Below are 20,573 nucleotides of genomic sequence, written 5' to 3'. Positions count from 1 at the left end.
GCGCCGAAGAAGGCGGCGGCGAGCACGGCGCGCAAGGCGACCACCACGCGCGGCGCGGCGGCGAAGAAGACCACCGCGACGGCAGCCCGCAAGACGACTGCGGCGCCGAAGAAGGCGGCTTCGGCCAGCACCGCGCGCAAGCCCGCGGCTCGCAAGTCTGCGGCCACGGCGACGCCCGCGCCGAAGAAGGCGGCTGCTGCGCGCAAGCCGGCCACGCGCCGCAACGCCAAGGCGGAAGCCCCCGTCGCGGCGCCGGAGGCGGCGGAGACGGTGACGATCATCGAAACCACCGTGAAGCGCGCGAAGGCGCCGCGTAAGGCTGCCACCGGCACCCGCTCGCGTAAGAAGGCCGAGGCGCCTGAGATGCCGGCGATGGATTCCGGTGCGGATGCCGCGCCGATGGAAGACGCGCCGACTCCCGCGCCCACTCCGGAGGCAAGCTCGCTGCCGGAAGAGCTAAACGGCAACTAAGCCGTCCGCTGACATGAAAGAGGCGCTCCCGGCGACGGGGGCGCCTTTTTTCATGCTCGCGTATCCCCTAGCCTGCACAGGTTAGGGAGAAGCTCATGAGCGATAATCTGCGGCGCGTTCTTTACCTCAGTCATGCGCCCGAGAAGGTCTATGCATTATGGCGCGCCCGCATGCCGGAAGGCTGCGAACTCCTGACACTATCGGCCAATGACGATGTGGAGCGGCTTGAAAAGCTGTCGGTCGCGGATGCCGTGATCGTGGCGCCCGCCGTGTTGAAGCCCGAATGGGTGAAGCTGGCGCCGCGCCTTTCCCTGGTGCAGCACCAGGGCGTGGGCTGGGAAGGCGAGACGCCGATCGCGGCGCTGCGAGAACGCGGTATCCGCCTGGCCATCAACCCGCTCGGCACGCCGGAAGTGGTGAGCGAGCATGCGCTGGCGCTGATCTTCGCCTGCCTGCGCCACATTCCGCGCGCCGATGCGGCCATGCGCCGTGGCGAGTGGCTGGGCACCGCCATCCGCCCCATCTCGCGCAATCTGCGTGGGCGCACGGTGGGCATCGTCGGCATGGGGCGCATCGGCTCGGCCGTGGCGGCGCTGTTGCAGCCCTTCGGCGTGCGCGGGCTTTATGCCGACCCGGCGGTGCAATTGCCGGAAGGGCTGGAGCTGGCGCTGGGCTTCCGCCGTGTGCCGCTCGATGTGCTGCTGCGGGAGTCGGATGTGGTCACGCTGCACCTGCCGGCCACGCCGGCCACGAAGCACATCATCAACGACCAGAGCCTCGCCACCATGAAGCCGGAGGCCATCCTGGTGAACTGCGCCCGTGGCGCCGTGGTGGATGAGGCCGCGCTGGCCCGCGCGCTGTCCGCCGGCGTCATCCGCGCCGCCGGCATCGATGTCTTCGAGCCCGAGCCGCCGCGCCCCGACAACCCGCTGCTGCACCTGGAGAATGCCGTGCTGACGCCGCATATCGCCGCCGGCACGCTGGATGCCATGATGGCGAAGGTGGAAGGTGCCACGGCCAATCTCGGCCGCTTCTTCCGCGACGGCACGCTGGAGAACGAGATCGACCTCTCGTTGCTGCCATGATGATCCGGCTGCTGCCGCCCGGGGAGCGCGCGCCGATCGGCGCGCTGCTCGATGCCTATGCGGCGGAGATGCGCGGGGTGCTGGCCGGCGATGCCGCGCTGGCACCCGGCGCTGCCCTGGAGATGCTGCAGCCGGATGCCCGCACCGAGGTCCTGGCGGCTTTCGAGGGCGAGGAGGCATTGGGCTTCGCGCTGTTCTTCGACCTGCCGGAAGTGGTCTTCGCCCGCCGCTGCGGGCAGCTCGACGACCTTTTCGTGCGGGCGGATGCGCGGGGCAAGGGCATCGCGCGCCGCATGATCGGGGAGCTTCAGACGCTCGGGCGGCAGCGGAACTGGACGCATCTGCGCTGGTTCGTGCCGCCGGAGGACCATGCAGCGCTGGCGCTCTACCAGCGCATCGCGGAGGAGCCGGGCTGGCGCTCCTTTATTCTTCGCCTGGACCCTGCGGCTTCCCTGTAGGGCGGTTGCGCCGCAGGCTGCGGGAGAAGCGCAGGGAGGTGCTGACGAAACCCTGGGCGCGGTAGAAGGCATGCGCTTCCTCCCGCTGGGTGCCGGTGGTCAGTTCCAGCAGGTCGCAGCCCGCCTGCCGCGCCGCCTGGGCGCCGGCCTTCAGCAGCAGGCGGCCGATGCCGCGCCCGCGTTCCGCCTCATCCACCACCAGGGTGGTGATGCGGGCAACGGGGCGCGGGTCCTGCAGCATGGGCGCCCAGTGGAGGGCGATGAGGCCCGCCAAGGGCCCGTAATCGCCCGCCACCAGCAGGGTGCCATGACTGTCCCGCAGCACCTGCGCCAGCCGCTCAGCGGCCTCCTGCGGCGGAATGGGATAGCCGAGTTGCCCCAGCAGCCGCGCCACATCCGCGGCATCCGCCGGCACGGCGCCACGGACCTCGATGCCGCGCAGCGGGCTCCAGGCCATCAGCGCGCCAGCAGGCCGCCCGCCACCAGCAGATCCGCCGTGGCCGGGTTGAAGGCGCAGGGCACGTCATAGACCAGCGCGATGCGCAACAGCGCCTTGACGTCCACGTCATGCGCCTGCGGCGCCAGCGGGTCAGGAAAGAAGATCAGCGCGCCGATCTGTCCTTCCGCGATCATGCCGCCGATCTGCTGGTCGCCGCCCAGCGGGCCGCTTTTCACGGTGGTGACATCCAGCGCCGGATTGCGTTCGCGCAACACACCACCGGTGGTGGCGGTGCAGACGAGCTTGTGCCGGCCCAGCTCCGCCGTGTGCCGCGCCGCCCATTCGGCCAGCGCGGGCTTCATGCGGTCATGCGCGACCAGGGCGAGCTTCAGGGACATGCTGCATCCTTTATCCGAAGGTGGAGAGAAGGTCGTCCACCTGCGCGGGGGTCAAAGTGCGGGCGGGCATGCCGCGCAGCATCAGCGCCAGCCGGGCGGCTTCCTCCAGTTCCTCGGCGGCATAAACGGCATCGGTCAGTGTCTTGCCGGAGACCACGGGGCCATGGTTGGCCAGCAGCATCGCGCGCGCTTCCAGCGCGGCGGCATGCACCGCCGGCTCCATCGCCGCATCGCCGGGGCGGTAATAGGGCACCACCGGCAGGCTGCGGCCGATGCGCATGACGAAATAGGGCGTCAGCGGCGGGATGGGCGCGGGCTCGCCCGGCGTGGCGAGGCAGCCGATGGCGGTGGCATGGGTGGAATGCAGGTGCACCACCGCGCCGGCCTCCGGCCTCGCTGTCAGCACCGCGCGGTGCAGGAAGACTTCCTTGGAAGGCTTGTCGCCGCCGATATGCTGCCAGTTCCGGTCCAGCCGGCTGATGCGCTGCGGGTCCAGGCTGCCGAGGGAGGAATTGGTCGGCGTCATCAGGTAGCCGTCCTCCAGCCGCACGCTGATATTGCCGGCGCTGCCGACCGAATATCCGCGCGCGAAGAGGCTGGCGCCGAGGCGCGCCAGTTCCTCGCGTAGCGCCTGCTCCGTCATGCGCTGAAGGCCTTCAGGAAGAAGTCCCGCGCGCCGAAATTGCCGGATTTCAGCGCCATGTGCAGGCCGGCGGGCTCGGCATAGGTCCAGGGCACGCCGGGGTCGATCTGCGGCCCGATGCGCAGGGCGGTGACGCCGAGGCGCTGCACCACCGCGCCCGAGGTCTCGCCGCCCGCCACCACAAGCTGGCCGACGCCGGCCGCGACGAGGTCGGCGGCGATGGTCGCCAGCGCTTCCTCCACCAGCACGCCGGCGGCCTCGCGCCCCAGCTTTTCCTGCAAGGCCGCGACCTTTTCCGGCGGGGCGGAGGCGGCGATCACCACCGGCCGTTCCTCGGACAGCTTGCCCCGCACCCATTCGCGCGCCTGCGCGGCCAGGGCGGCGGCATCCGGTGTGGCCAGTGCATCCAGTTCCAGCACCGGCACATGGTCCCGTGCCATGCCGATCTGCGCCAGCGTGGCGCGGGAGCAGGAGCCGGCGACCACCGCCATGGTGCCGCGCGCTTCCGGCAGCTCGTCGGCATTCTCGCGCTCCGGCAGCAGGCCCTGGAGGCGGAAGTTCTCCGGCAGGCCCATGGCGATGCCGGAACCGCCGGTGACCAGTGCATGCTCGGCGCAGGCGCAGCCGATGGCATGCAGATGCGAGTCCGTCACCGCATCCACGATGGCATAGCGGCGGCCGGCATCGCGCAGCCGGTGGAATTCGCGGCGGATGGCGGCCTCGCCCTGGTCCACCGCGCTGAAGGGTACCAGCCCGACGCCGCCGTCGGTCTGGCGGGAGAGTACGCGCACCAGATTGGCATCGCGCATCGGCGTCAGCGGGTGGTTCTCCATGCCGCTCTCGTTCAGCAGCTTGTCGCCGACAAAGAGATGGCCCTGGTAGATGCTGCGCCCATTGGCGGGGAAGGCGGGGCAGGCGATGGCGAAGCCGGCGTGCAGCCGCCGCATCAGCGCATCGGCCACCGGGCCGATATTGCCTTCATCGGTGCTGTCGAAGGTGGAGCAGTATTTGAAGAAGATCTGCCGGGCACCGCCGGCCAGCAGCGCCTCGCAGGCGGCGAGGCTCTCGGCCACCGCCTGCTTCACCGGCGCGGTGCGGGACTTCAGCGCCACCACCACGGCATCGGCCTCGGGCAGCGGGCCCTGCGGCACGCCGATCACCTGCACGGTGGTCATGCCGTGCGCGACCAGCATGGCGGCGAGGTCGGTGGCCCCGGTGAAGTCGTCGGCGATGCAGCCGAGGATAGGCATGGCGTTCTGTCCCGTTTCTTCTAGTTGATGACCCGTGTGGGCTTCGGCGTGGCCGGCGGCAGCGCCAGCAGATCGGCATGGCCCACGCGCGCCATCAGGGCGCCACGCGCGGCCTGCAACTGGCGCGCCTTGCGCCATTCCTCGACCGTCGGCGCCAGGGCGCGCGGCAGGGCGCGCAGCGCGGCATCGGCATGGCCATCGGCCAGGGCTTCCGCCATGGCGGGCGTCGCGGCGGGGATGCGCCAGGGGCTGGGGGCCGTGGTGACGGAAAAGCCATGCGCACGGAAAGCCTGCGCCAGCACAGCCGGCGCCGCCGGCCCCAGCGCGCGGCCGCCGAAGCCCTTGTCCCGCGTCTGGTCGCGCCGGAAGCCGCGTGCCACCAGGCCGTCCTTCGGATGCGGCGGGAAGAAACCTTCGTGGCCATCCACATTCAACGCGGCATAGAATGGCACCTGCAAGGCGGCCGCCATCCGCGCCACCCAGGCGTGGGAGACGAGGTCGCAGAGCGCGCTGCTGACCACGCCATCCGCCTGATCCAACTTCAGGTTGCCGGGCGCTTCCGCCAGGTCGGCCAGTTGTGCTTCCACTCGCCAGACACCGACGGGCGTGTGCACCAGCATGATCTGCGGCTTCGGCAGCGTCACGGTCCAGCCGACGCGGTCGGCGGCCTCGGCGATGTCGTCGAAGGCGCGGTCCAGCAGGGCGGCATTGGAATCCACCAGCGTCCAGATCTGCGTGCGCCCGACATAAGGCGCCAGCCAGCGGAACAGCGAACCCGTGCCGGCACCGAGGTCGATGATGCGCGGCCGCACCGGCAGCGCATCCGCCAGCAGCAGCGCCAGCGGCACGGAACGCGCGCGGCCATCGAAGGGCTCGCGCAGTTGCAGCCATTCGGCGTCGAAGTTGTCGCTCATGCGCCGGCCTTTTCCATCTCGGCCAGAAAGGCGGTGGCGCGGTCGGGCCAGCGCGGCAGGGCCTGCCCGGCTTTCCAGGCTTCCTCGGCCATCTCGGCGCGCAGGCCGGTGTCGAAGATCGGCCGGCGCATGGCGCGGGAAAGGGAGGTGACATCCCCCGGCGCCGCGATCACGCCCGCTGTTTTCGGCACCACATCGGCGATGGCGCCGCCGGCGGTGATGGCCACCGGCAGGCCGCGCGCCAGGGCTTCCGCCGCCGCCATGCCATAGCCTTCCCAATAGGTCGCGAGGGCAAAAAGGTCGGTGCGGGCATAAAGCTGCTCCAGCTCCTCCTGCGGCACCTCGCCCGCGAAGGTCACGCGGTTGACGATGTTCAGTTCCTCCGCCAACGCGGCGAGGGTCTTGGCATGCACGGGGTCGCGCGGCGCGCCGGCGATGGTCAGGCTCCATTCCAGGTCGGTCAGCCGCGCCAGGGCGCGCAGCAGCACGTCATGCCCCTTGCGCGGCGCCAGCACACCCACGGCCAGGATGGCGCAGCCCGGCCCGCCGGAACCCTTCGAGCGCGGCGCGGGATCGGTGCCCGGCTCCACCACGCCGATGCGCTCGGCGGCGACGGAGAATTCCGGTGGCAGCCGGTCCGCCGTCAGTTGCGAGGTCGCCACCAGCCGCGCCATGCGCGGGAAGAGCAGTTTTTCCAGTTCCTTCAGCCGCGCGCGGTCTTCCTCCGGCACGCCGGGCTCGATGGCGGTGGGGTGATGGATCAGGCCGATGGCGCGGCGGCGCTCCAGCTCCTCCACCATGGGCGCGAAGGCGGGCAGGCCGAGGCCGTCGATGATGATGCGCGTGTCGTCCGGAATACCCGCCAGCGCGGCGCGGGCGGAAGCCTCGGCGGCGGCATCGGGCAGCGGGTGGCGGCCTTCCAGTTCCACCACCTCGATCTCATGACCGGCGGCGCGGAAGCCTTCCACCAGCCGTCGGTCATAGCCATAGCCGCCGGAGACGATGCTGAAAGGGCCAGGAACCAGCAACGCGAGCTTCATCAGAGCGGGGCCTCGCAGGCCGCCCAGGCCAGCGGGCTTTCCCGCAGCAGCACCTTGATGGACTCCACGCCCTTCGCACCCTCGCCAAAGCGGCCGGCGCGGATGGCCTCGGCCAGCTTGCCGTGGATGAAGTGGCACAGAAATTCGGTGCTGGTGTTCTGCCCGGCGAATTCAGGCAGTTCGTCCAGGTTGTTGTAGTCGAAGCTGTCGAGGATCTTGCGCAGCTCGACCCGCGCGGCGGCGATGTCGATCAACAGGTTCAGCCGGTCCAGCTTCGGCGCGCGGAACTCGGCCTCCACCACGAAAGTGGCGCCATGCACGCGCTGGGCCGGGCCGAATTCCTCGCCCTTGAAGCTGTGGGCGACCATGACATGGTCGGCGACGGTCAGGCTGTACATGCGGGCATCTCTTCAGGTTGGTCCGATCAGTAGGTGACGACGGGGCAGAGCGGCGCAACCTCTCCCGGCGCCGCCGGGCCGAGGATGGGGGCATATCGCGCCGGAAGTTCGTTGAAGGAAAGGGTGGGGCCGCAGAGCGCGTCCAGCGCCGGCTCCGCCAGCAGGGACAGCGCCAGGGCCATCCGCTCCGCATGCGTGCGGCGCCCGCGCATGGCGGGCGCGACGCTGCCGACCTGGGTGGAGATCATTTGCAGCCGCTTGGCGTGGAAGGCCTCGCCCAGCGGCAGGCCGACTTCCTTGTCGCCGTGCCAGGAGGCTTCGAGGATACGGGCCTCGAAAGCCGCGTGGCTCAGCGCGCAGCGCAGGCCGGCAGCGCTGGCGGAGGTATGCACGATCAGTTCCTGCTCCGCCGGCGCCGCCTGGGGCAGCGCGAAGCGGAGGCCGAGGCGCCGCGCCGTATCTTCCCGCGCCGGGTCGGTATCCACCACCGTCACGACCGTGCCGGGGATGCGCCCCAGCAGCCAGCCCGCCAGCAGCCCCACCACGCCGCCGCCCACCACCAGCACGCGTTCCCCCGGCAGCGGGCGGGCGTCCCAGACGATGTTGAGCGCGGTTTCCATGTTGGCAGCCAGCACGGCGCGGGCATTGGGCACGGCATCGGGGATGGTGATGCACATCGCGCGCGGTGCCAGGAAAAGGTCCTGGTGCGGGTGCAGGCAGAAGACGCGGTGGCCATCGGCCACGGTGCCCACCGCCGCGTAGCCGTATTTCACCGGAAAGGAGAACTCGCCCTGCTGCAGCGGCGCCCGCATGGCCTGCCACTGGCTGCGCGGCACATGCCCCTCGAAGACCAGCCGCTCGGTGCCGCGGGAGATGCCGCTGGCCAGGCTGCGCACCAGCACCTGATCGAGGCTGGGGACAGGCAGGGTTTCCTCGCGGATCTCGCCATGGCCGGGGGCGGTGATCCAGAAGGCGCGGGCCCTCATGGTTCCTCGCAGACGGCGGGGCGCGCGCGGTGCAGAGCGATGTCGAACAAAACGTCCTCCCCCAGGTTATGCACGCCCCAGGTGAAGCGCAGGCCATCGGCGATGCGCGCGGCCTCCGGCAGGGTGAAGGCGGGAATGCCGGAGCCCAGCAGCACCGGCGCCACCGTGACATGCAACCGGTCCAGGCAACCGGCGGCGAGAAAGCGGGAGACGGTGAGCCCGCCGCCTTCCACGAAGATGCGCGTCAGCCCCCGTGCCGCGAGCGCCCGCAGCAGGGCCGGCAGGTCCAGCCCGCCGATGGGCGCGCGGGGCAGGCGCAGCACCTCGGCGGCGCCGTGGATATCGGGGCCAAGGGCATCCTCAGCGCAGGCCAGCAGGGTCGGCGGGCCACCGAGAGCGAAAAGGCCGTATTCGGTGCCAAGGCGGCGCTCGGTATCCAGCACCACGCGCACCGGGTTAGGGCCCGCGCATTCGCGGGTCGTCAGGCGGGGGTTGTCGTGCCGCACGGTGCCGGCGCCCACCACCACGGCATGGCACAGGGCGCGCAGGCGGTGGGTGTGCAGGATATCGCCCGTGCCGCCGATCCATTGGCTGGAGCCGGAGGCGGTAGCGATGCGCCCATCCAGCGTCTGCGCCAGCCGGCCCAGCACCATGCAGCCGTCGATCGCGCCGCCCGGCGCCAGCACCGGCGCGAAGAGGCGGGCCACGGGCCCCTGCGGCATCGCCGCGCCCGTCAGGCCTTCCCGCTGGCGGAGCAGGGCTTCCCAGGTCGAGTCGTCCCGCGCGGCGTCGAGGCGGTGGCTGTCCATCACCGCATTCTATGCCGCAGCGGCGGCGGCGGTGCCACCCCGCCGCACGCGGTGGTGCGGTTCAGGCCGGCTGGATGCCCCGGCGGGCATCGGCGCGGCGCAGCCAGGAGACCAGCGGCAGCGCCAGCAGCACCATCCAGAGCTTGCCCAGCACCTGCCCGCCCAGGAAGGAAAGATCCCCGAAGGCGATGAACAGGAAGGCGACGCTGTCCACCACCAGCCCCGCCAGGCCCGAGGCCAGCACCGCCAGCACCAGGTTGCGCTTCTGCAGCGGCGTATAGACGGCGAGGTCCACCGTCTCGCTGATCAGGAAGGCGGCGGCGGAGGCCAGCACCAGGGAGGGTGGGGCCAGGAAGGCGGAGAGGATGGTGCCGCCAAGAATGGCGAACCAGGCAAAGCCGAGGCCGAGGCGCCGCTGCACCAGGTCCCGCAGCACCAGCGCGAGGCCGATCATCAGCACGCCGGAAGGCGCCATCACGCCCGGCGCCACCGGGATCAGGCAGGGGCCATCGGGCACGCAGACGGTGCCGGCATGACCGATCAGCCAATTGGCCGCGGGAATGGTGAGCCCGAAGGCGACAAGGGCCGCGAAGCCCTCCAGGCGGCGGGTATCGGTCATCTGCGAGTTTTCCCAGAACGGGGCGGGTGCATCCGCGTGTTGCCACGCGGCGAACCCCCGCGCGTCAGGTGCAGGCTCGATACTCCCGATAGCCCTTCGCGCGCAACTCGCAGGCGGGGCAGGTGCCGCAGCCATAGCCCCAGGGATGACGGTGCGCGCGGTCGCCCAGGTAGCAGGTATGGGTATCCTCGACGATGGAATCGACCAGCACCGTGCCGCCCAGCCCCTCCGCCAACCGCCAGGTTTCCGCCTTGTCGATCCACATCAGCGGCGTGTGCAGCACGAAGCGCTGCTCCATGCCGAGGTTCAGCGCCACCTGCAGCGCCTTGATGGTGTCGTCCCGGCAGTCGGGATAGCCGGAGAAATCCGTCTCGCAGACGCCGGTGACGATGTGGCGCAGCCCGCGCCGATAGGCCAGGGCGGCGGCGAAGGTCAGGAAGATCAGGTTGCGGCCGGGCACGAAGGTATTGGGCAGGCCATTCTCCTGCATGGCGATTTCTGTCTGCCGCGTCAGGGCGGTATCGGACACGGCGGCCAGGGCATCGAGCTTGAGCGAATGGTCCTCGCCCAGCTTCGGCGCCCAGTGCGGGAAGTGGGTGGCGATATCGGTGCGGAAGGCCGCGCGGCATTCCAGCTCCACCTTGTGGCGCTGGCCGTAGTCGAAGCCCATGGTCTCGACATGGGAAAACCGCTCCAGCGCCCAGGCCAGGCAGGTGGCGGAATCCTGTCCGCCGCTGAACAGCACCAGCGCGCCGTCACTCATTCTCTTGTCTCCAGTCTCGCCACGGCCCAACGCGCGGCATCGGCCACCACTTCGGCGGGGTCTTCGCACAATCCGGCCGCCACGTCCCGCAGCGCGGGTATGCCGGAATTGCCGATGGCGATCAGCACGTTCCGCACGAAGCGGTCCCGCCCGATGCGCTTGACCGGAGAGCCGCTGAACAGCGCTCGGAAGGCAGTGTCATCCAGCACCGCCAGCTCCGCCAGGCGTGGCGCGGTCAGGTCCTCCCGCGCGATCAGCCCGGGCTCGCGGCCATGCTGCGCGAACTTGTTCCAGGGACAGACGGAGAGGCAGTCGTCGCAGCCGTAGATGCGGTTGCCCATCTTCGCCCGGAATTCCTCGGGGATCGGGCCCTTGTGCTCGATGGTCAGGTAGCTGATGCAGCGCCGGGCATCGAGCCGGTAGGGGCCGACAAAGGCATCGGTCGGGCAGGCGCGCAGGCAGCGCGTGCACTTGCCGCAATGGTCCACCTCCGCCGCATCGGGCGCGAGGTCGAGCGTGGTGTAGATCTCGCCCAGGAAGAGCCAGGAGCCGAATTCGCGGGAGACGAGGTTGCTGTGCTTGCCCTGCCAGCCCAGCCCGGCCTGCTGCGCCAGGGGCTTTTCGGCCACCGGCGCGGTATCGACGAAGACTTTTATCTGTTGTTCGCGCCACTGATCCATCATCCAGCGGCCCAGAACCTTCAGCCGCTTCTTGACGATGTCGTGGTAATCCTTGTGGCGGGCATAGACGCTGATGCCGCCACGGTCAGGCTGGGAGAGGATGGAAAGCGGGTCTTCCTCCGGCCCGTAATTCATGCCGAGGGCGATGACGGAGGCGGCTTCCGGCCACAGCGCCTGCGGATGCGCGCGCTGCTCGGCGCGGTCCGCCAGCCAACCCATCTCGCCCTGCATGCCGGCGGCCAGGAAGGCATCCAGCCGCGCCCGCACTTCCGGCCCCAGATGCGCGGGCGCGAAGCCCACCGCATCGAAGCCGATCTCCAGCGCTTTCGCGCGGATCAGCGCGGTTGTGTCAGCCGCGGCCACGGTAGTTGGGCACGTCCTGCGGCGGAATCCACACGCCGGCCGGTGCCTCGCCCGTCTGCCAGAAGACATCGATCGGGATGCCGCCGCGCGGGTACCAGTAGCCGCCGATCCGCAGCCAGACCGGGGAGAGCGTTTCAGCCAGACGCTGGCCGATGCCCACCGTGCAGGCCTCGTGGAAGGCGCCGTGGTTGCGGAAGGAGGTCAGGTAGAGCTTGAGGCTCTTGCTCTCCACCAGCCAGTCGCCCGGCACGTAGTCGATCATCAGGTGCGCGAAGTCGGGCTGGCCGGTGATGGGGCAGAGCGAGGTGAACTCAGGCGCCGTGAAGCGCACGCAATAGCGGCTGCCGGGATGCGGGTTGGGCACGCGCTCCAGCACCGCTTCCTCGGGGGTGGTGGGCTGCTGCGTGTTCTGGCCCAGCATGGTCAGGCCGGAAACGTCATGGCTGCTCATGCGGCGGTCTCCTGTGCGGTGGTCCAGCCGGCCTGGATGATCTCCGCTTCCTGGGCGAAGCGGCCGGCGACGATGGCGGCACGAATGCGCGCCATCAGGTTCTGGTAGTAACGGATGTTGTGCCAGGTCAGCAGCATGGGCCCGAGCATTTCACCCGCCTTGAACAGGTGCAGCAGATAGCCGCGCGAATGCCGCGTGCAGGCGGGGCAGTCGCATTCCGGGTCCAGCGGGCCGGTATCCTCGGCATGCTTAGCGTTGCGGATATTCAGCACGCCCCGGCTGGTATAGGCGCGGCCGGTGCGGCCGGAACGGGTGGGGATGACGCAGTCGAACATATCCACGCCACGCGCCACGGCGCCGATCAGGTCGCTCGGCGTGCCGACACCCATCAGGTAGCGCGGGTGGGTTTCCGGCAGCATGTCGGCGCAGAAGTCGAGGGTGCGGAACATCTCCTCCTGCCCCTCGCCAACCGCCAGGCCACCGATGGCATAGCCCTCAAAACCGATCTCGGTCAGCGCCTTGCTGCTTTCCGCGCGCAGGTCCTCGAAGGTGCTGCCCTGCTGGATGCCAAACAGGCCATAACCCTCGCGCGGCGTGAAGGCGGCGCGGGAACGTGCGGCCCAGTCCATGGAAAGCTGCATGGCGCGCGCGGCTTCCGTATGCACCGCCGGGTATTCGATGCATTCGTCGAAGCACATGGTGATGTCGGAATCCAGCAGGTGCTGGATCTCGATGCTGCGCTCCGGCGTCACGCGGAAGCGCTCGCCATTGATGTGGCTCTGGAAGGTGACGCCGTCCTTGTCCAGCTTCCGCAGCTTGGACAGCGACATCACCTGGAAGCCGCCGGAATCCGTCAGGATCGGGCCATGCCAGTCCATCATCCGGTGCAGCCCGCCCAGCCGGCCGACACGTTCCGCGCCCGGGCGCAGCATCAGGTGATAGGTATTGCCCAGCACGATCCTGGCGCCGGTGGAGCGCACGGCATCGGCCGTCATGCCCTTCACCGTGCCGGCGGTGCCGACGGGCATGAAGACCGGCGTAGGCACATCGCCATGCGCGGTATGCAGCATGCCGGCGCGGGCCTTGCCGTCATGGCACTGGCAGTTCCAGGAGAGCGTCACTGGGCGGAATCCTCCCGGAACAGCAGGCTCGCATCGCCATAGGAATAGAAGCGATAGCCGGCCGCGATGGCATGGGCATAGGCATCGCGCATCCGCGCGGTGCCGGAGAAGGCCGAGACGAGCATGAAGAGGCTCGACTTCGGCAGGTGGAAATTGGTCAGCAGCACATCCGCCGAATGGAAGCGGTGGCCGGGCAGCAGGAAAATATCCGTCAGCCCACGGAAGGGATGCACCACGCCCTTCTCATCAACCGCGCTTTCCAGCAGCCGCAGCGCGGTGGTGCCGATGGCGACGATGCGCCCGCCCCGCGCGCGGGTGGCATTGATGACGGCGGCGGCTTCCGGCGTCACCTCGCCCCATTCCGAATGCAGCTTGTGGGCGCGCGGGTCCTCGGTGCGGATGGGCAGGAAGGTGCCGGCGCCGACATGCAGCGTCACCTCCACCTGCCCGACGCCGCGTGCCGCCAGCGCCTCCATCAGCGCCTGGGTGAAGTGCAGGCTGGCCGTGGGCGCCGCCACCGCGCCGGGCTGGCGGGCAAAAAGATGGGTATAGTCGTCCCGGTCCTCAGGGCGCGGGCCGTCCGGGCGGGCGATATAGGGCGGCAGCGGCACCTCGCCGGCCTTTTCCAGCGCGGTGGCCAGCAGCGCCTGGTCCGGGCCGAAATCCAGCAGCACGGCGCCGCCATCCTGCCGTTCCACCACGCGGGGCGCGAGTTCCGGCGCGCCTTCAATGGACAGCACATCGCCGGGGCGCAGCTTCTTGGCACCGCGCACCAGGGCGTGCCAGGTGCCGCCGGCCTCGGTGCGGTTCAGCATGATCTCGACACGCGCCTCGCCCCGGCGGGCATGCAGGCGGGCGGGGATGACGCGGGTGTCGTTGACCACCATCAGGTCGCCCGGTGCCAGCAGGCTGGGCAGGTCGGCCACGCCCAGGTCGCGCGTGCCTTCCGTGCTCACCACCAACAGGCGCGCGGAATCACGCGGGCGCGCAGGTTCCTGCGCGATTAGGGCCTCGGGCAGGGCGAAATCGAAATCCTCGGCCCGCAAGGCGGGGAGGGCGGGGGCGTCGGTCTGGGTCATGGGATTCGCCCCGGGCGGTAGCGGAGCGCAGGGCGGAAGGCAAGCAAAGCCTCGGCAGGGCAGGGCTGCCCGCCGGGCTTCACGGCGCCGCGTGGCTCAGCCCACGGCGGCCACGCACTCGATCTCCAGCAGGAAATCCGGCACGGGCAGGGCCTTCACCACCGCCGTGGTGCGGGCGGGGAAGGGTGGGGAGCCGAACCATTCGGCATAGATGCGGTTCATGACCGGGATATCCTCCTCCCGCGTCAGCAGCACATTGACCTTCACGATGCGGCTGCGGTCGGCGCCCGCACGCGCCAGGGTGCGGTCGAGGTCCGCCAGCACCGCGCGCATCTGCGCCGGGAAGTCGCCCTTGGCGATCTGCCAGTTCTCGTCGAAAGGCCCGGCGCCGGAGACAAACAGCAGGTCTCCCGTCCGCACCGCCAGCGACAGCGGCGGCATGCGCTCGGGCTCGTTCGGCGGGTAATGCGTCAGCATGGCGTTGGCTCCCTTGGAAAGAACGGCCATGGTGGCATTGCCACGCCGAAGCTGAAAGCCGGCGGGCGGCGCGGAACTTGCATCCTGGCCCGCGCGAACACACCAGCTGGAGCGTCACCATGCCGCAAGCCGATACCGCCCGTTTCCTTCAGGATCTTTATGACCTGCGGAAGATCGGTGCCTTCAAGACCGGCGTGCATCGGCCGACCTATAGCTCGCAGGACATGGAATCCCGCCGCTGGCTGATGGAGCGGATGCGGGAGGTGGGGCTGGAACCCTCTATCGACGGCATCGGCAATGTCTTCGGCCGCCACACCGGCCCCGGGCCGCATATCCTCGCCGGCAGTCATATCGAGAGCCAGAACGAGGCCGGCTGGCTGGATGGCGCGCTCGGCGTCGTCGGTGCCCTGGCCATGGCGCGGGCGGGCCTGCCCGTGGATGTCTGCGCCTTCGCGGATGAGGAAGGGCATTTCGAGGGCGGCTTCCTCGGCAGCAAGTCGATCATCGGGGAATTGCCGGAGGAGGAGATCGACCGTAGCCGCAACCGCACCGACGGCACGCCGCTGCGGGATGCACTGCGCGCCGCCGGACTGGAAGGGCTGCCGCGCCTGCAAATCGACCCGAGCCGCTACAAGGGCTTCTTCGAGATGCATATCGAGCAGGGGACGCAACTGGAGCGGGCTGGGCTGCGCATCGGCGTCGTCACCGGCATCGTCGCCATCTGGCAGTTCAGGCTGGTGGTGGAAGGGCAGCAGGACCATGCCGGCGGCACCACCATGGCGGAACGCAAGGATGCGGGCCTGACCGCCGTGCGCCTGCTGGCCGCCATCGACCAGGAATTCCCCCGCATCTGCGGCGAGCGTTCCACCTGGACCGCCGGGCGCATCGTGCTGGACCCCGGCGCGCCCTCCATCATCCCGGGCCGGGCCGATATCCTCTTCCAGTTCCGCGACATTTCGACGGAAACGCTGGAGCGGATGGAGGCGACGCTGCGGCGGCTGGTGCAGGAGAGCAACCGGCGCGAGCGCTGCACCACCACCCTGCATGTGGTCAGCCGCTCCAGGCCCGCGCTGAGCGACCCGGCGATGATGGCGGCGCTGGACGCGGCGGCCGAGGCGGCGGCGCCCGGCGCTTGGCAGCGCATGCCCAGCGGCGCCGGGCATGACGCGCAATACCTGGCCAAGCAGATGCCGGCGGTGATGCTCTTCGTGCCCTCGATCGGCGGCATCAGCCACCATTGGGCGGAAAACACCAGTGACGAGGACCTGGCGTTGGGCGCCCAGGTGCTGGTGGATGGCGCGGCACGTTATCTCGGCCTGGGCTAAGCGGCGCTCAGTGCGCCGGGCTCGCGGCCCGGCGCGCGACACCCTCAGCGGGTGCCGTCCACCAGCTTGGTGAAGTCGGCATCCAGCGAGGCCAGGGCGGTGTCGATCCGGCCGCGCTGCTCACGGGCCCAGCCTTCCTGCTGCCCCAGCGCCTGCCGCGCCCCGGCCAGCATGCGCGCCATCTCGGCCGGCTGCGGGCCGCCGCTGGTGGCGCGGTTGCGGACAATGGCCACGGGGTCGAGCGTGGAGCGGAACTCCGCCTCGCTCATCGGCAACTCGCCGCCTTCCACCTTCATCTCGGCCAGGGTGGCGGCGTAGATGCGCTTCGCTTCCTCGTAAGGGAAGTCGGTGGGCTTGATGTCGTGGCCCTTGGCATGGTCCACGATCTCGGAAGCGAAGTGGTGGCCGACGCGGAAGGGCAGGCGGTACTTCCGCATCAGCACATCCGCCAGTTCCTGCGACGCGGTCCAGTCGCTGTTCAGCTCCTCCAGCGCCCGCTGCGGGCTGATGACCAGGGCGTTCAGAATGCGGTCCCAACCCTGCAACATCCGCAGCGTGGCGGCGACCATGGCGGAATTGTCCCGCACGCTCTTGGGGTCGGACATGCCGGGGGTGATGTTATGGGCCTGCAACACGCGGCCCATGGCCAGCGACACCACGGTGGAGGCTTGGCTGCGCGTGTCGTTCAGCAGGCCCGGGTTCCGCTTCTGCGGCATGGCGCTGGAGACATAAGTATTGCCGCCGCCTTCCTGCAGCAGGATCCAGGGGCGGGACTGCGCATATTGCGTCATGATGTCTTCGATGAAGGCACCGGCATGCAGCGCGATGCTGGTGACGACCGCGCCGACCTCCACCGGATGTTCCGAGGAGGAGATCTGCCCGGCGTCATAGGCATTCTCCACCACCACCGGGAAGCCGAGGTAACGCGCCATCCGATCCCGGTTCAGCGGCCAACTGGTGCCGTTCAGCACCGTGGTGCCCATGGCGGAGCGGTCCACCCGCGCGAAGGCTTCCCGCAGGCGCTGCGCGTCCCGCACCAGTCCCGCGACATGGCCCAGCAGGTAATGACCGAAGCTGTTGGGCTGCGCCGCCACGCCATTGGTGTAGTTCGGCACGATGGTGCCGGCATGCTTTTCCGCCAGCCCCACCATCGTGGCCGTGGTCTTGTGGAGCTGTTCGGCCAGCTTCAGCAGGTCGTCGCGGATGATGGCGGCGCGGTAGGTGGCATGCATGTCCTGGCTGGAGCGGCCGGCATGCAGCAGTGTCGCCTCCACACCCGCCGCCTCGATCAACAGCGGCTCGAAGGTGATGACGCTGGAGGGGCGCTTGCCACCCGGCTGCGCACCCGCCTTCAGCACATTGGCGAGGCCCGCCGCGATGCGCGGCGCCATCGACCGGTCCAGCAGCCCCTCATCGGTATTGATGACGGCGGTGGCCTTGTTGATCTCGCCCAGCCAGAAGAACTCGTCGCGCGGCGCGGGCTGCTGGGACAGGGCCGGCAGCGCACAGGCCGAAAGAACGAGGGCTCCAAGGCAGGTTCTGAACCGGGACATGCTTCCTCCATCCATGATGCGGCTGATCGCCGCCAGATGGCTTGGCCTGCGCCAGGGAAGCAACAGCACGTCACCGCGAGTGCTGGCGGCGGAGTGCCGAGTGAAGGCCGGGCCGCCGCTACATCTCCACCCATTGCCGCAGCAGGTTGTGGTAGCTCGCGGTCAGCGCCAGCACGCCGGGGTGGTCGTCGGGAAGGTCGGCACGGGTCTGGCGGATGCCGTTGTCCAGGCCATAGAGCAGGCTGCGGCGGCCATCGTCCTTCACCATGGACTGCGTCCAGAAGAAGCTGGCCCAGCGGCTGCCGCGCGTCACCGGATTGACGCTGTGCAGCGAGGTGGCCGGGTAGAGCACCATGTCGCCGGGCGCCAGCTTCACCTGCTGGGTGCCGTAGGTGTCCTCGATCACCAGCTCGCCGCCGTCGTAATCCTCCGGCGGCGTCAGGAAGAGGGTGGAGGAGACATCGGCCCGCAGTCGCCCGCCGCCCGGCACGTAGCGGATGGTGTTGTCCACATGCGCGCGGAAGGTCATGCCAGCGTCGTAGCGGTTGAACATGGGCGGATAGACCCGCAGCGGCAGCGCGGCGGAGGTGAAGGTTGGGTTCCGCCCCAGCGCGCGCAGCACCAGCTCGCCCAGTTCCCGCGCCTCCCGTGAGTTCTCCGGGACCTGGAGGTTGAACTTCGCCTTGGCCGACTGCTCCCCTGCGGTGGTGCGGCCATCGACCCAGGCGGCGGCTTCCAGCACCTGGCGGCATTGCGCGACCTCGGCGGGGGAAAGAAGCTGGGGAATGCGGATGAGCATGAGCTGCGGACCTGAAGCCTGGGGTGGAACGGGAAAAGGGGCCGCCGGGGCGGCCCCTCCTCAACGGCTCTGCGGCAGGTACCGTCAGAACTCGGCGCTGAGCGAGACCAGCACGGTGCGGCCCGCGGAAGGCAGCACACGGTTGCCGAACAAGGCATTGTAGTTCAGCTCGTTCGTCAGGTTGTAGCCATTCACCTGCAAGCGCAGGTTTTCGTTGATCCGGTGCGAAACCATTGCGTCCAGCGAGAAGTTGGACGGCGCCTCGGCGGTATTCGCCGCGTTCAGGAAGACCTTGTCACGCCAGGTGAAGCCGCCGCCCACCGTCAGGTTCCAGGGACCGTTGCGGTCGAACTCATAGGTGGTCCACAGCGCGGCCGCATTCTCCGGCACGTATTGCACGCGCTTGCCGACATTGGCGGCGGTGGCGGAGGAGCGGGTCTCGCTGTCCATGTAGGTGTAGTTGGCGTTGATCGTCCAACCCGGCAGCGGCTGGCCGGTGACGCCGATCTCGACGCCCTGGTTCCGCTGCACGTCGGAGGAGAGGGTGGCGATGCCTGTCAGCGGATCGACATCCTGCGCATTGCTCTTCTTGATGCGGAACAGCGAGCCGTAGACGCCGAGGCGATTGTTATCGAGGATGCCGACCTTGGCCCCGATCTCATAGAGCGTGTTCTTTTCCGGCTTATAGTCGTCCCGGAAGCCGCCCACGGTGGAAGGCTGGGTGAAGAACAGCGAGCCCGGCGGGGTCGAGGAGCGGGAATAGGTCGCATAGTAGGTCTGGTTCTGCGTCGGCTCGAACACCAGCGAGGCCCGCGGGTCCCAGGAGGTCGTGCCGATATCGAAGTCGCTGGTCAGCGCCTGCCCGGGCGTGCCGGCGGTATAGGTGGATTCGTACCGCGTCACGCGCACGCCACCGATAATCGAGAGTTCCGGCAGCAGCCACAGGCGTTCGTTGATGAAGGCGCCATAGGCATCGGTATTGCCGTGCCGCTCGTTGGAAGCGGCCGCCAGCAGCCGGCGCAGGCCCTTGTCCTGCGGGTTGCGAAGCGTGTCGGTGCGGGTGGTCTGGTAGCCGTAGCCGGTGCGGTCGATCTCCTCGTGCCAGATGTCGATGCCGCCCGTCAGCTCATGCCGCAGCGGGCCCGTGGTGAACTTCGCCGTGGCGGTGGCGACGTTCTGGATGGCCCAGGTGTCCTGCTTGTAGGGATTGCCGGCGCCGCTGGGGCTGAAGGCCGGGTTGCCGCCGCGCACGAAGAGATCGGCGCAATCGACGTTGCAGCTCGGAATGGCATAGGCGAATTCGCGGTCCACCCAGGTGGTGCGGAAGTCGTTGCTCAGGGTCAGCCAGTCGCTGAACTGGTGCTGCAGGCGCGCGGTGAGGCGGTCCACCTCGACCTTGTCGCGGTCGTTGCGGCTGCCGTACCAGGTGCCGCGCGGCAGGCCGTATTCCGTGATGGGCCGCCCCACGCTGCTGCCGGGTGGCGTGATCACCGGCACGCCGGCATCGGTGGGGATGTCATACTCGTAGTGCAGGTATTCCAGCGTGAAGGTGGTGTCCGTGCCGAGGCCCAGCGCGATGGAAGGCGCAACACCCCAGCGGGAGCCGGTGGGTGCGTCGCGGTCCACCGTCCGGCTGGACTGGCCCATGATGTTCAGGCGGATGGCGCCGGTGTCGCTGAACTGCTGGTTCAGGTCCAGCGTGCCGCGCGCGAAGGGGCCCATGCCGCCCGTGGCGGTGCCGCCGTAGCTGTTGCCCAGGTGCGGCGTGCGGCTGCCCACCGCTACGGCGCCGCCCACCGTGCCCGTGCCCAGCGCGTAACCCGAGGGGCCCTTGATGACCGCCACGTCTTCATAGGTGAAGGCATCGCGCACATAGGAGCCGAAGTCGCGCAGGCCATCGAGATAGACGTCGTTCTGGGCGGAAAAGCCGCGGATGCGGAACTGGTCGCCGTTGACGCCGCCATTGCCCTCACCGATCGAGACGGTGATGCCGGGGACGTTGCGCAGCGCCTCCTCCAGCGTGGTGACGTTCTGCTGCTCCAGCACCTCGCGCGGCACCACGTTGATGGTCTGCGGCGTGTCCTGCACCGTGCCGGGCAGGCGGTTGACGGAGGTGCCGCGCTTCAGCGTGTTGGCCGGGGCATTCGCCTGCACGTCGATGTTCGGCAGCACGATGGTGCCCTCGGGCGCCACAGCCTGCGCCTCTGCCGTGCCTGGCAGCGCCATGGCGACACCCGCCATCATCGCCGCCTGGGAGACCGTGCTCACCAAACCCTGCCGCCTGCTCATCGGACTCGCTCCGCCTAATTAAGAATGATTTTCATTATGATTATCAAATTGGAGCGTCAACGTGGCCAAAGGTGGATTGGGCGGGCTGTTGCACCAGGGACACAGTGCCGCATAAGTAAGGCTGTGCCATGCTGGTGCGGGATGGCGGCGGATGGACCTCCCG

General features: G+C 69.3%; 24 protein-coding genes. 4 read left to right on the top strand and 20 right to left on the bottom strand.

The window, feature by feature from the left end; genetic code table 11:
- Window positions 1-281, bottom strand: a 281-nt coding sequence (locus EBE87_RS18100; RefSeq protein WP_199726501.1) for a hypothetical protein, incomplete at its 3' end; no start/stop codon positions are given.
- Between EBE87_RS18100 and EBE87_RS28670 the strand changes: the two genes are divergently transcribed.
- The 3 genes from EBE87_RS28670 (at window position 271) to EBE87_RS18090 (ending at window position 2,014) form a co-directional block, all read left to right on the top strand.
- Window positions 271-471, top strand: a complete 201-nt coding sequence (locus tag EBE87_RS28670) for a hypothetical protein (RefSeq protein ID WP_147425985.1) — start codon at window positions 271-273, stop codon at window positions 469-471. The genes EBE87_RS18100 and EBE87_RS28670 overlap by 11 nt on opposite strands.
- A gap of 95 nt (window positions 472-566) precedes the next feature.
- On the top strand, window positions 567-1,556 hold the full coding sequence (locus EBE87_RS18095; protein ID WP_120637399.1) for a 2-hydroxyacid dehydrogenase: 990 nt from the start codon (window positions 567-569) through the stop codon (window positions 1,554-1,556).
- On the top strand, window positions 1,553-2,014 hold the full coding sequence (locus tag EBE87_RS18090) for a GNAT family N-acetyltransferase (protein ID WP_199707206.1): 462 nt from the start codon (window positions 1,553-1,555) through the stop codon (window positions 2,012-2,014). The genes EBE87_RS18095 and EBE87_RS18090 overlap by 4 nt, the downstream gene beginning before the upstream one ends.
- Here EBE87_RS18090 and EBE87_RS18085 read toward each other — a convergent pair.
- The 16 genes from EBE87_RS18085 to EBE87_RS18010 all read right to left on the bottom strand — a co-directional run bounded on the left by EBE87_RS18085 (window position 1,980) and on the right by EBE87_RS18010 (window position 14,444).
- Complete coding sequence (locus tag EBE87_RS18085) at window positions 1,980-2,471, bottom strand: GNAT family N-acetyltransferase (protein WP_120637398.1); 492 nt, start codon at window positions 2,469-2,471, stop codon at window positions 1,980-1,982. The genes EBE87_RS18090 and EBE87_RS18085 overlap by 35 nt on opposite strands.
- Complete coding sequence (locus tag EBE87_RS18080) at window positions 2,471-2,851, bottom strand: methylglyoxal synthase (RefSeq protein ID WP_120637397.1); 381 nt, start codon at window positions 2,849-2,851, stop codon at window positions 2,471-2,473. The genes EBE87_RS18085 and EBE87_RS18080 overlap by 1 nt, the downstream gene beginning before the upstream one ends.
- A 10-nt stretch (window positions 2,852-2,861) precedes the next feature.
- Window positions 2,862-3,494, bottom strand: coding sequence for a 3-oxo-tetronate 4-phosphate decarboxylase (gene otnC, locus EBE87_RS18075; RefSeq protein ID WP_120637396.1), 633 nt, complete (start codon window positions 3,492-3,494; stop codon window positions 2,862-2,864).
- Window positions 3,491-4,744, bottom strand: coding sequence for a 3-oxo-tetronate kinase (otnK, locus tag EBE87_RS18070; protein WP_120637395.1), 1,254 nt, complete (start codon window positions 4,742-4,744; stop codon window positions 3,491-3,493). The genes otnC and otnK overlap by 4 nt, the downstream gene beginning before the upstream one ends.
- A 20-nt stretch (window positions 4,745-4,764) precedes the next feature.
- Window positions 4,765-5,658 carry a class I SAM-dependent methyltransferase gene (locus EBE87_RS18065; RefSeq protein WP_120637394.1) on the bottom strand — a complete coding sequence of 298 codons (894 nt, stop codon included), beginning with the start codon at window positions 5,656-5,658 and terminating at the stop codon, window positions 4,765-4,767.
- The gene (locus EBE87_RS18060) at window positions 5,655-6,698 is read right to left on the bottom strand and encodes a glycosyltransferase family 4 protein (RefSeq protein WP_120637393.1); all 1,044 of its coding nucleotides are present in this window, start codon (window positions 6,696-6,698) and stop codon (window positions 5,655-5,657) included. The genes EBE87_RS18065 and EBE87_RS18060 overlap by 4 nt, the downstream gene beginning before the upstream one ends.
- Entirely contained in the window at window positions 6,698-7,096 is a 399-nt protein-coding gene (locus tag EBE87_RS18055) for a 6-pyruvoyl trahydropterin synthase family protein (protein WP_120637392.1), read from the bottom strand. The genes EBE87_RS18060 and EBE87_RS18055 overlap by 1 nt, the downstream gene beginning before the upstream one ends.
- Window positions 7,097-7,122: 26 nt before the next feature.
- Complete coding sequence (locus EBE87_RS18050) at window positions 7,123-8,082, bottom strand: zinc-dependent alcohol dehydrogenase (RefSeq protein WP_120637391.1); 960 nt, start codon at window positions 8,080-8,082, stop codon at window positions 7,123-7,125.
- Window positions 8,079-8,891, bottom strand: coding sequence for a RibD family protein (locus EBE87_RS18045; protein ID WP_120637390.1), 813 nt, complete (start codon window positions 8,889-8,891; stop codon window positions 8,079-8,081). Before EBE87_RS18045 ends, EBE87_RS18050 begins: the two co-directional genes overlap by 4 nt.
- 61 nt (window positions 8,892-8,952) lie before the next feature.
- Window positions 8,953-9,510, bottom strand: a complete 558-nt coding sequence (locus tag EBE87_RS18040) for a VUT family protein (protein WP_120637389.1) — start codon at window positions 9,508-9,510, stop codon at window positions 8,953-8,955.
- Between the two features lie 64 nt (window positions 9,511-9,574).
- Window positions 9,575-10,273 (bottom strand): 7-cyano-7-deazaguanine synthase QueC, encoded by a 699-nt coding sequence (gene queC / locus EBE87_RS18035; RefSeq protein WP_120637388.1) that lies wholly within the window; start codon window positions 10,271-10,273, stop codon window positions 9,575-9,577.
- Complete coding sequence (queG, locus tag EBE87_RS18030) at window positions 10,270-11,316, bottom strand: tRNA epoxyqueuosine(34) reductase QueG (RefSeq protein ID WP_199707204.1); 1,047 nt, start codon at window positions 11,314-11,316, stop codon at window positions 10,270-10,272. The genes queC and queG overlap by 4 nt, the downstream gene beginning before the upstream one ends.
- The gene (gene queF, locus EBE87_RS18025; protein ID WP_120637386.1) at window positions 11,303-11,767 is read right to left on the bottom strand and encodes a preQ(1) synthase; all 465 of its coding nucleotides are present in this window, start codon (window positions 11,765-11,767) and stop codon (window positions 11,303-11,305) included. Before queF ends, queG begins: the two co-directional genes overlap by 14 nt.
- Window positions 11,764-12,888 carry a tRNA guanosine(34) transglycosylase Tgt gene (gene tgt / locus EBE87_RS18020; RefSeq protein WP_120637385.1) on the bottom strand — a complete coding sequence of 375 codons (1,125 nt, stop codon included), beginning with the start codon at window positions 12,886-12,888 and terminating at the stop codon, window positions 11,764-11,766. Before tgt ends, queF begins: the two co-directional genes overlap by 4 nt.
- A complete protein-coding gene (queA, locus tag EBE87_RS18015; RefSeq protein WP_120637384.1) occupies window positions 12,885-13,967 on the bottom strand; it encodes a tRNA preQ1(34) S-adenosylmethionine ribosyltransferase-isomerase QueA in 1,083 nt (360 codons plus the stop codon). The genes tgt and queA overlap by 4 nt, the downstream gene beginning before the upstream one ends.
- Window positions 13,968-14,063: 96 nt before the next feature.
- Complete coding sequence (locus EBE87_RS18010) at window positions 14,064-14,444, bottom strand: RidA family protein (RefSeq protein ID WP_120637404.1); 381 nt, start codon at window positions 14,442-14,444, stop codon at window positions 14,064-14,066.
- Window positions 14,445-14,563: 119 nt separating this feature from the next.
- Here EBE87_RS18010 and EBE87_RS18005 point away from each other — a divergent pair, with 119 nt between their 5' ends.
- The gene (locus tag EBE87_RS18005) at window positions 14,564-15,769 is read left to right on the top strand and encodes a Zn-dependent hydrolase (RefSeq protein ID WP_120637383.1); all 1,206 of its coding nucleotides are present in this window, start codon (window positions 14,564-14,566) and stop codon (window positions 15,767-15,769) included.
- Window positions 15,770-15,813: 44 nt separating this feature from the next.
- On the opposite strand, the gene EBE87_RS18000 is transcribed toward EBE87_RS18005, so the two are convergent.
- The 3 genes from EBE87_RS18000 to EBE87_RS17990 all read right to left on the bottom strand — a co-directional run bounded on the left by EBE87_RS18000 (window position 15,814) and on the right by EBE87_RS17990 (window position 20,389).
- Window positions 15,814-17,322: a lyase family protein gene (locus tag EBE87_RS18000; RefSeq protein WP_120637382.1), complete on the bottom strand. Its 1,509-nt coding sequence runs from the start codon at window positions 17,320-17,322 to the stop codon at window positions 15,814-15,816.
- Between the two features lie 118 nt (window positions 17,323-17,440).
- Window positions 17,441-18,121, bottom strand: coding sequence for a Fe2+-dependent dioxygenase (locus tag EBE87_RS17995; protein ID WP_120637381.1), 681 nt, complete (start codon window positions 18,119-18,121; stop codon window positions 17,441-17,443).
- An 84-nt stretch (window positions 18,122-18,205) separates the two neighbouring features.
- A complete protein-coding gene (locus tag EBE87_RS17990; protein WP_233553107.1) occupies window positions 18,206-20,389 on the bottom strand; it encodes a TonB-dependent receptor in 2,184 nt (727 codons plus the stop codon).
- Window positions 20,390-20,573 lie beyond the last annotated feature (184 nt).

This window comes from Teichococcus wenyumeiae (genome assembly GCF_003696345.1).
In the GTDB taxonomy this organism is placed as follows: Bacteria; Pseudomonadota; Alphaproteobacteria; order Acetobacterales; family Acetobacteraceae; genus Pseudoroseomonas; species Pseudoroseomonas wenyumeiae.
Note: the sequence above shows the minus strand (reverse complement) of the source record. Positions and strands in the feature narration are given on the sequence as shown.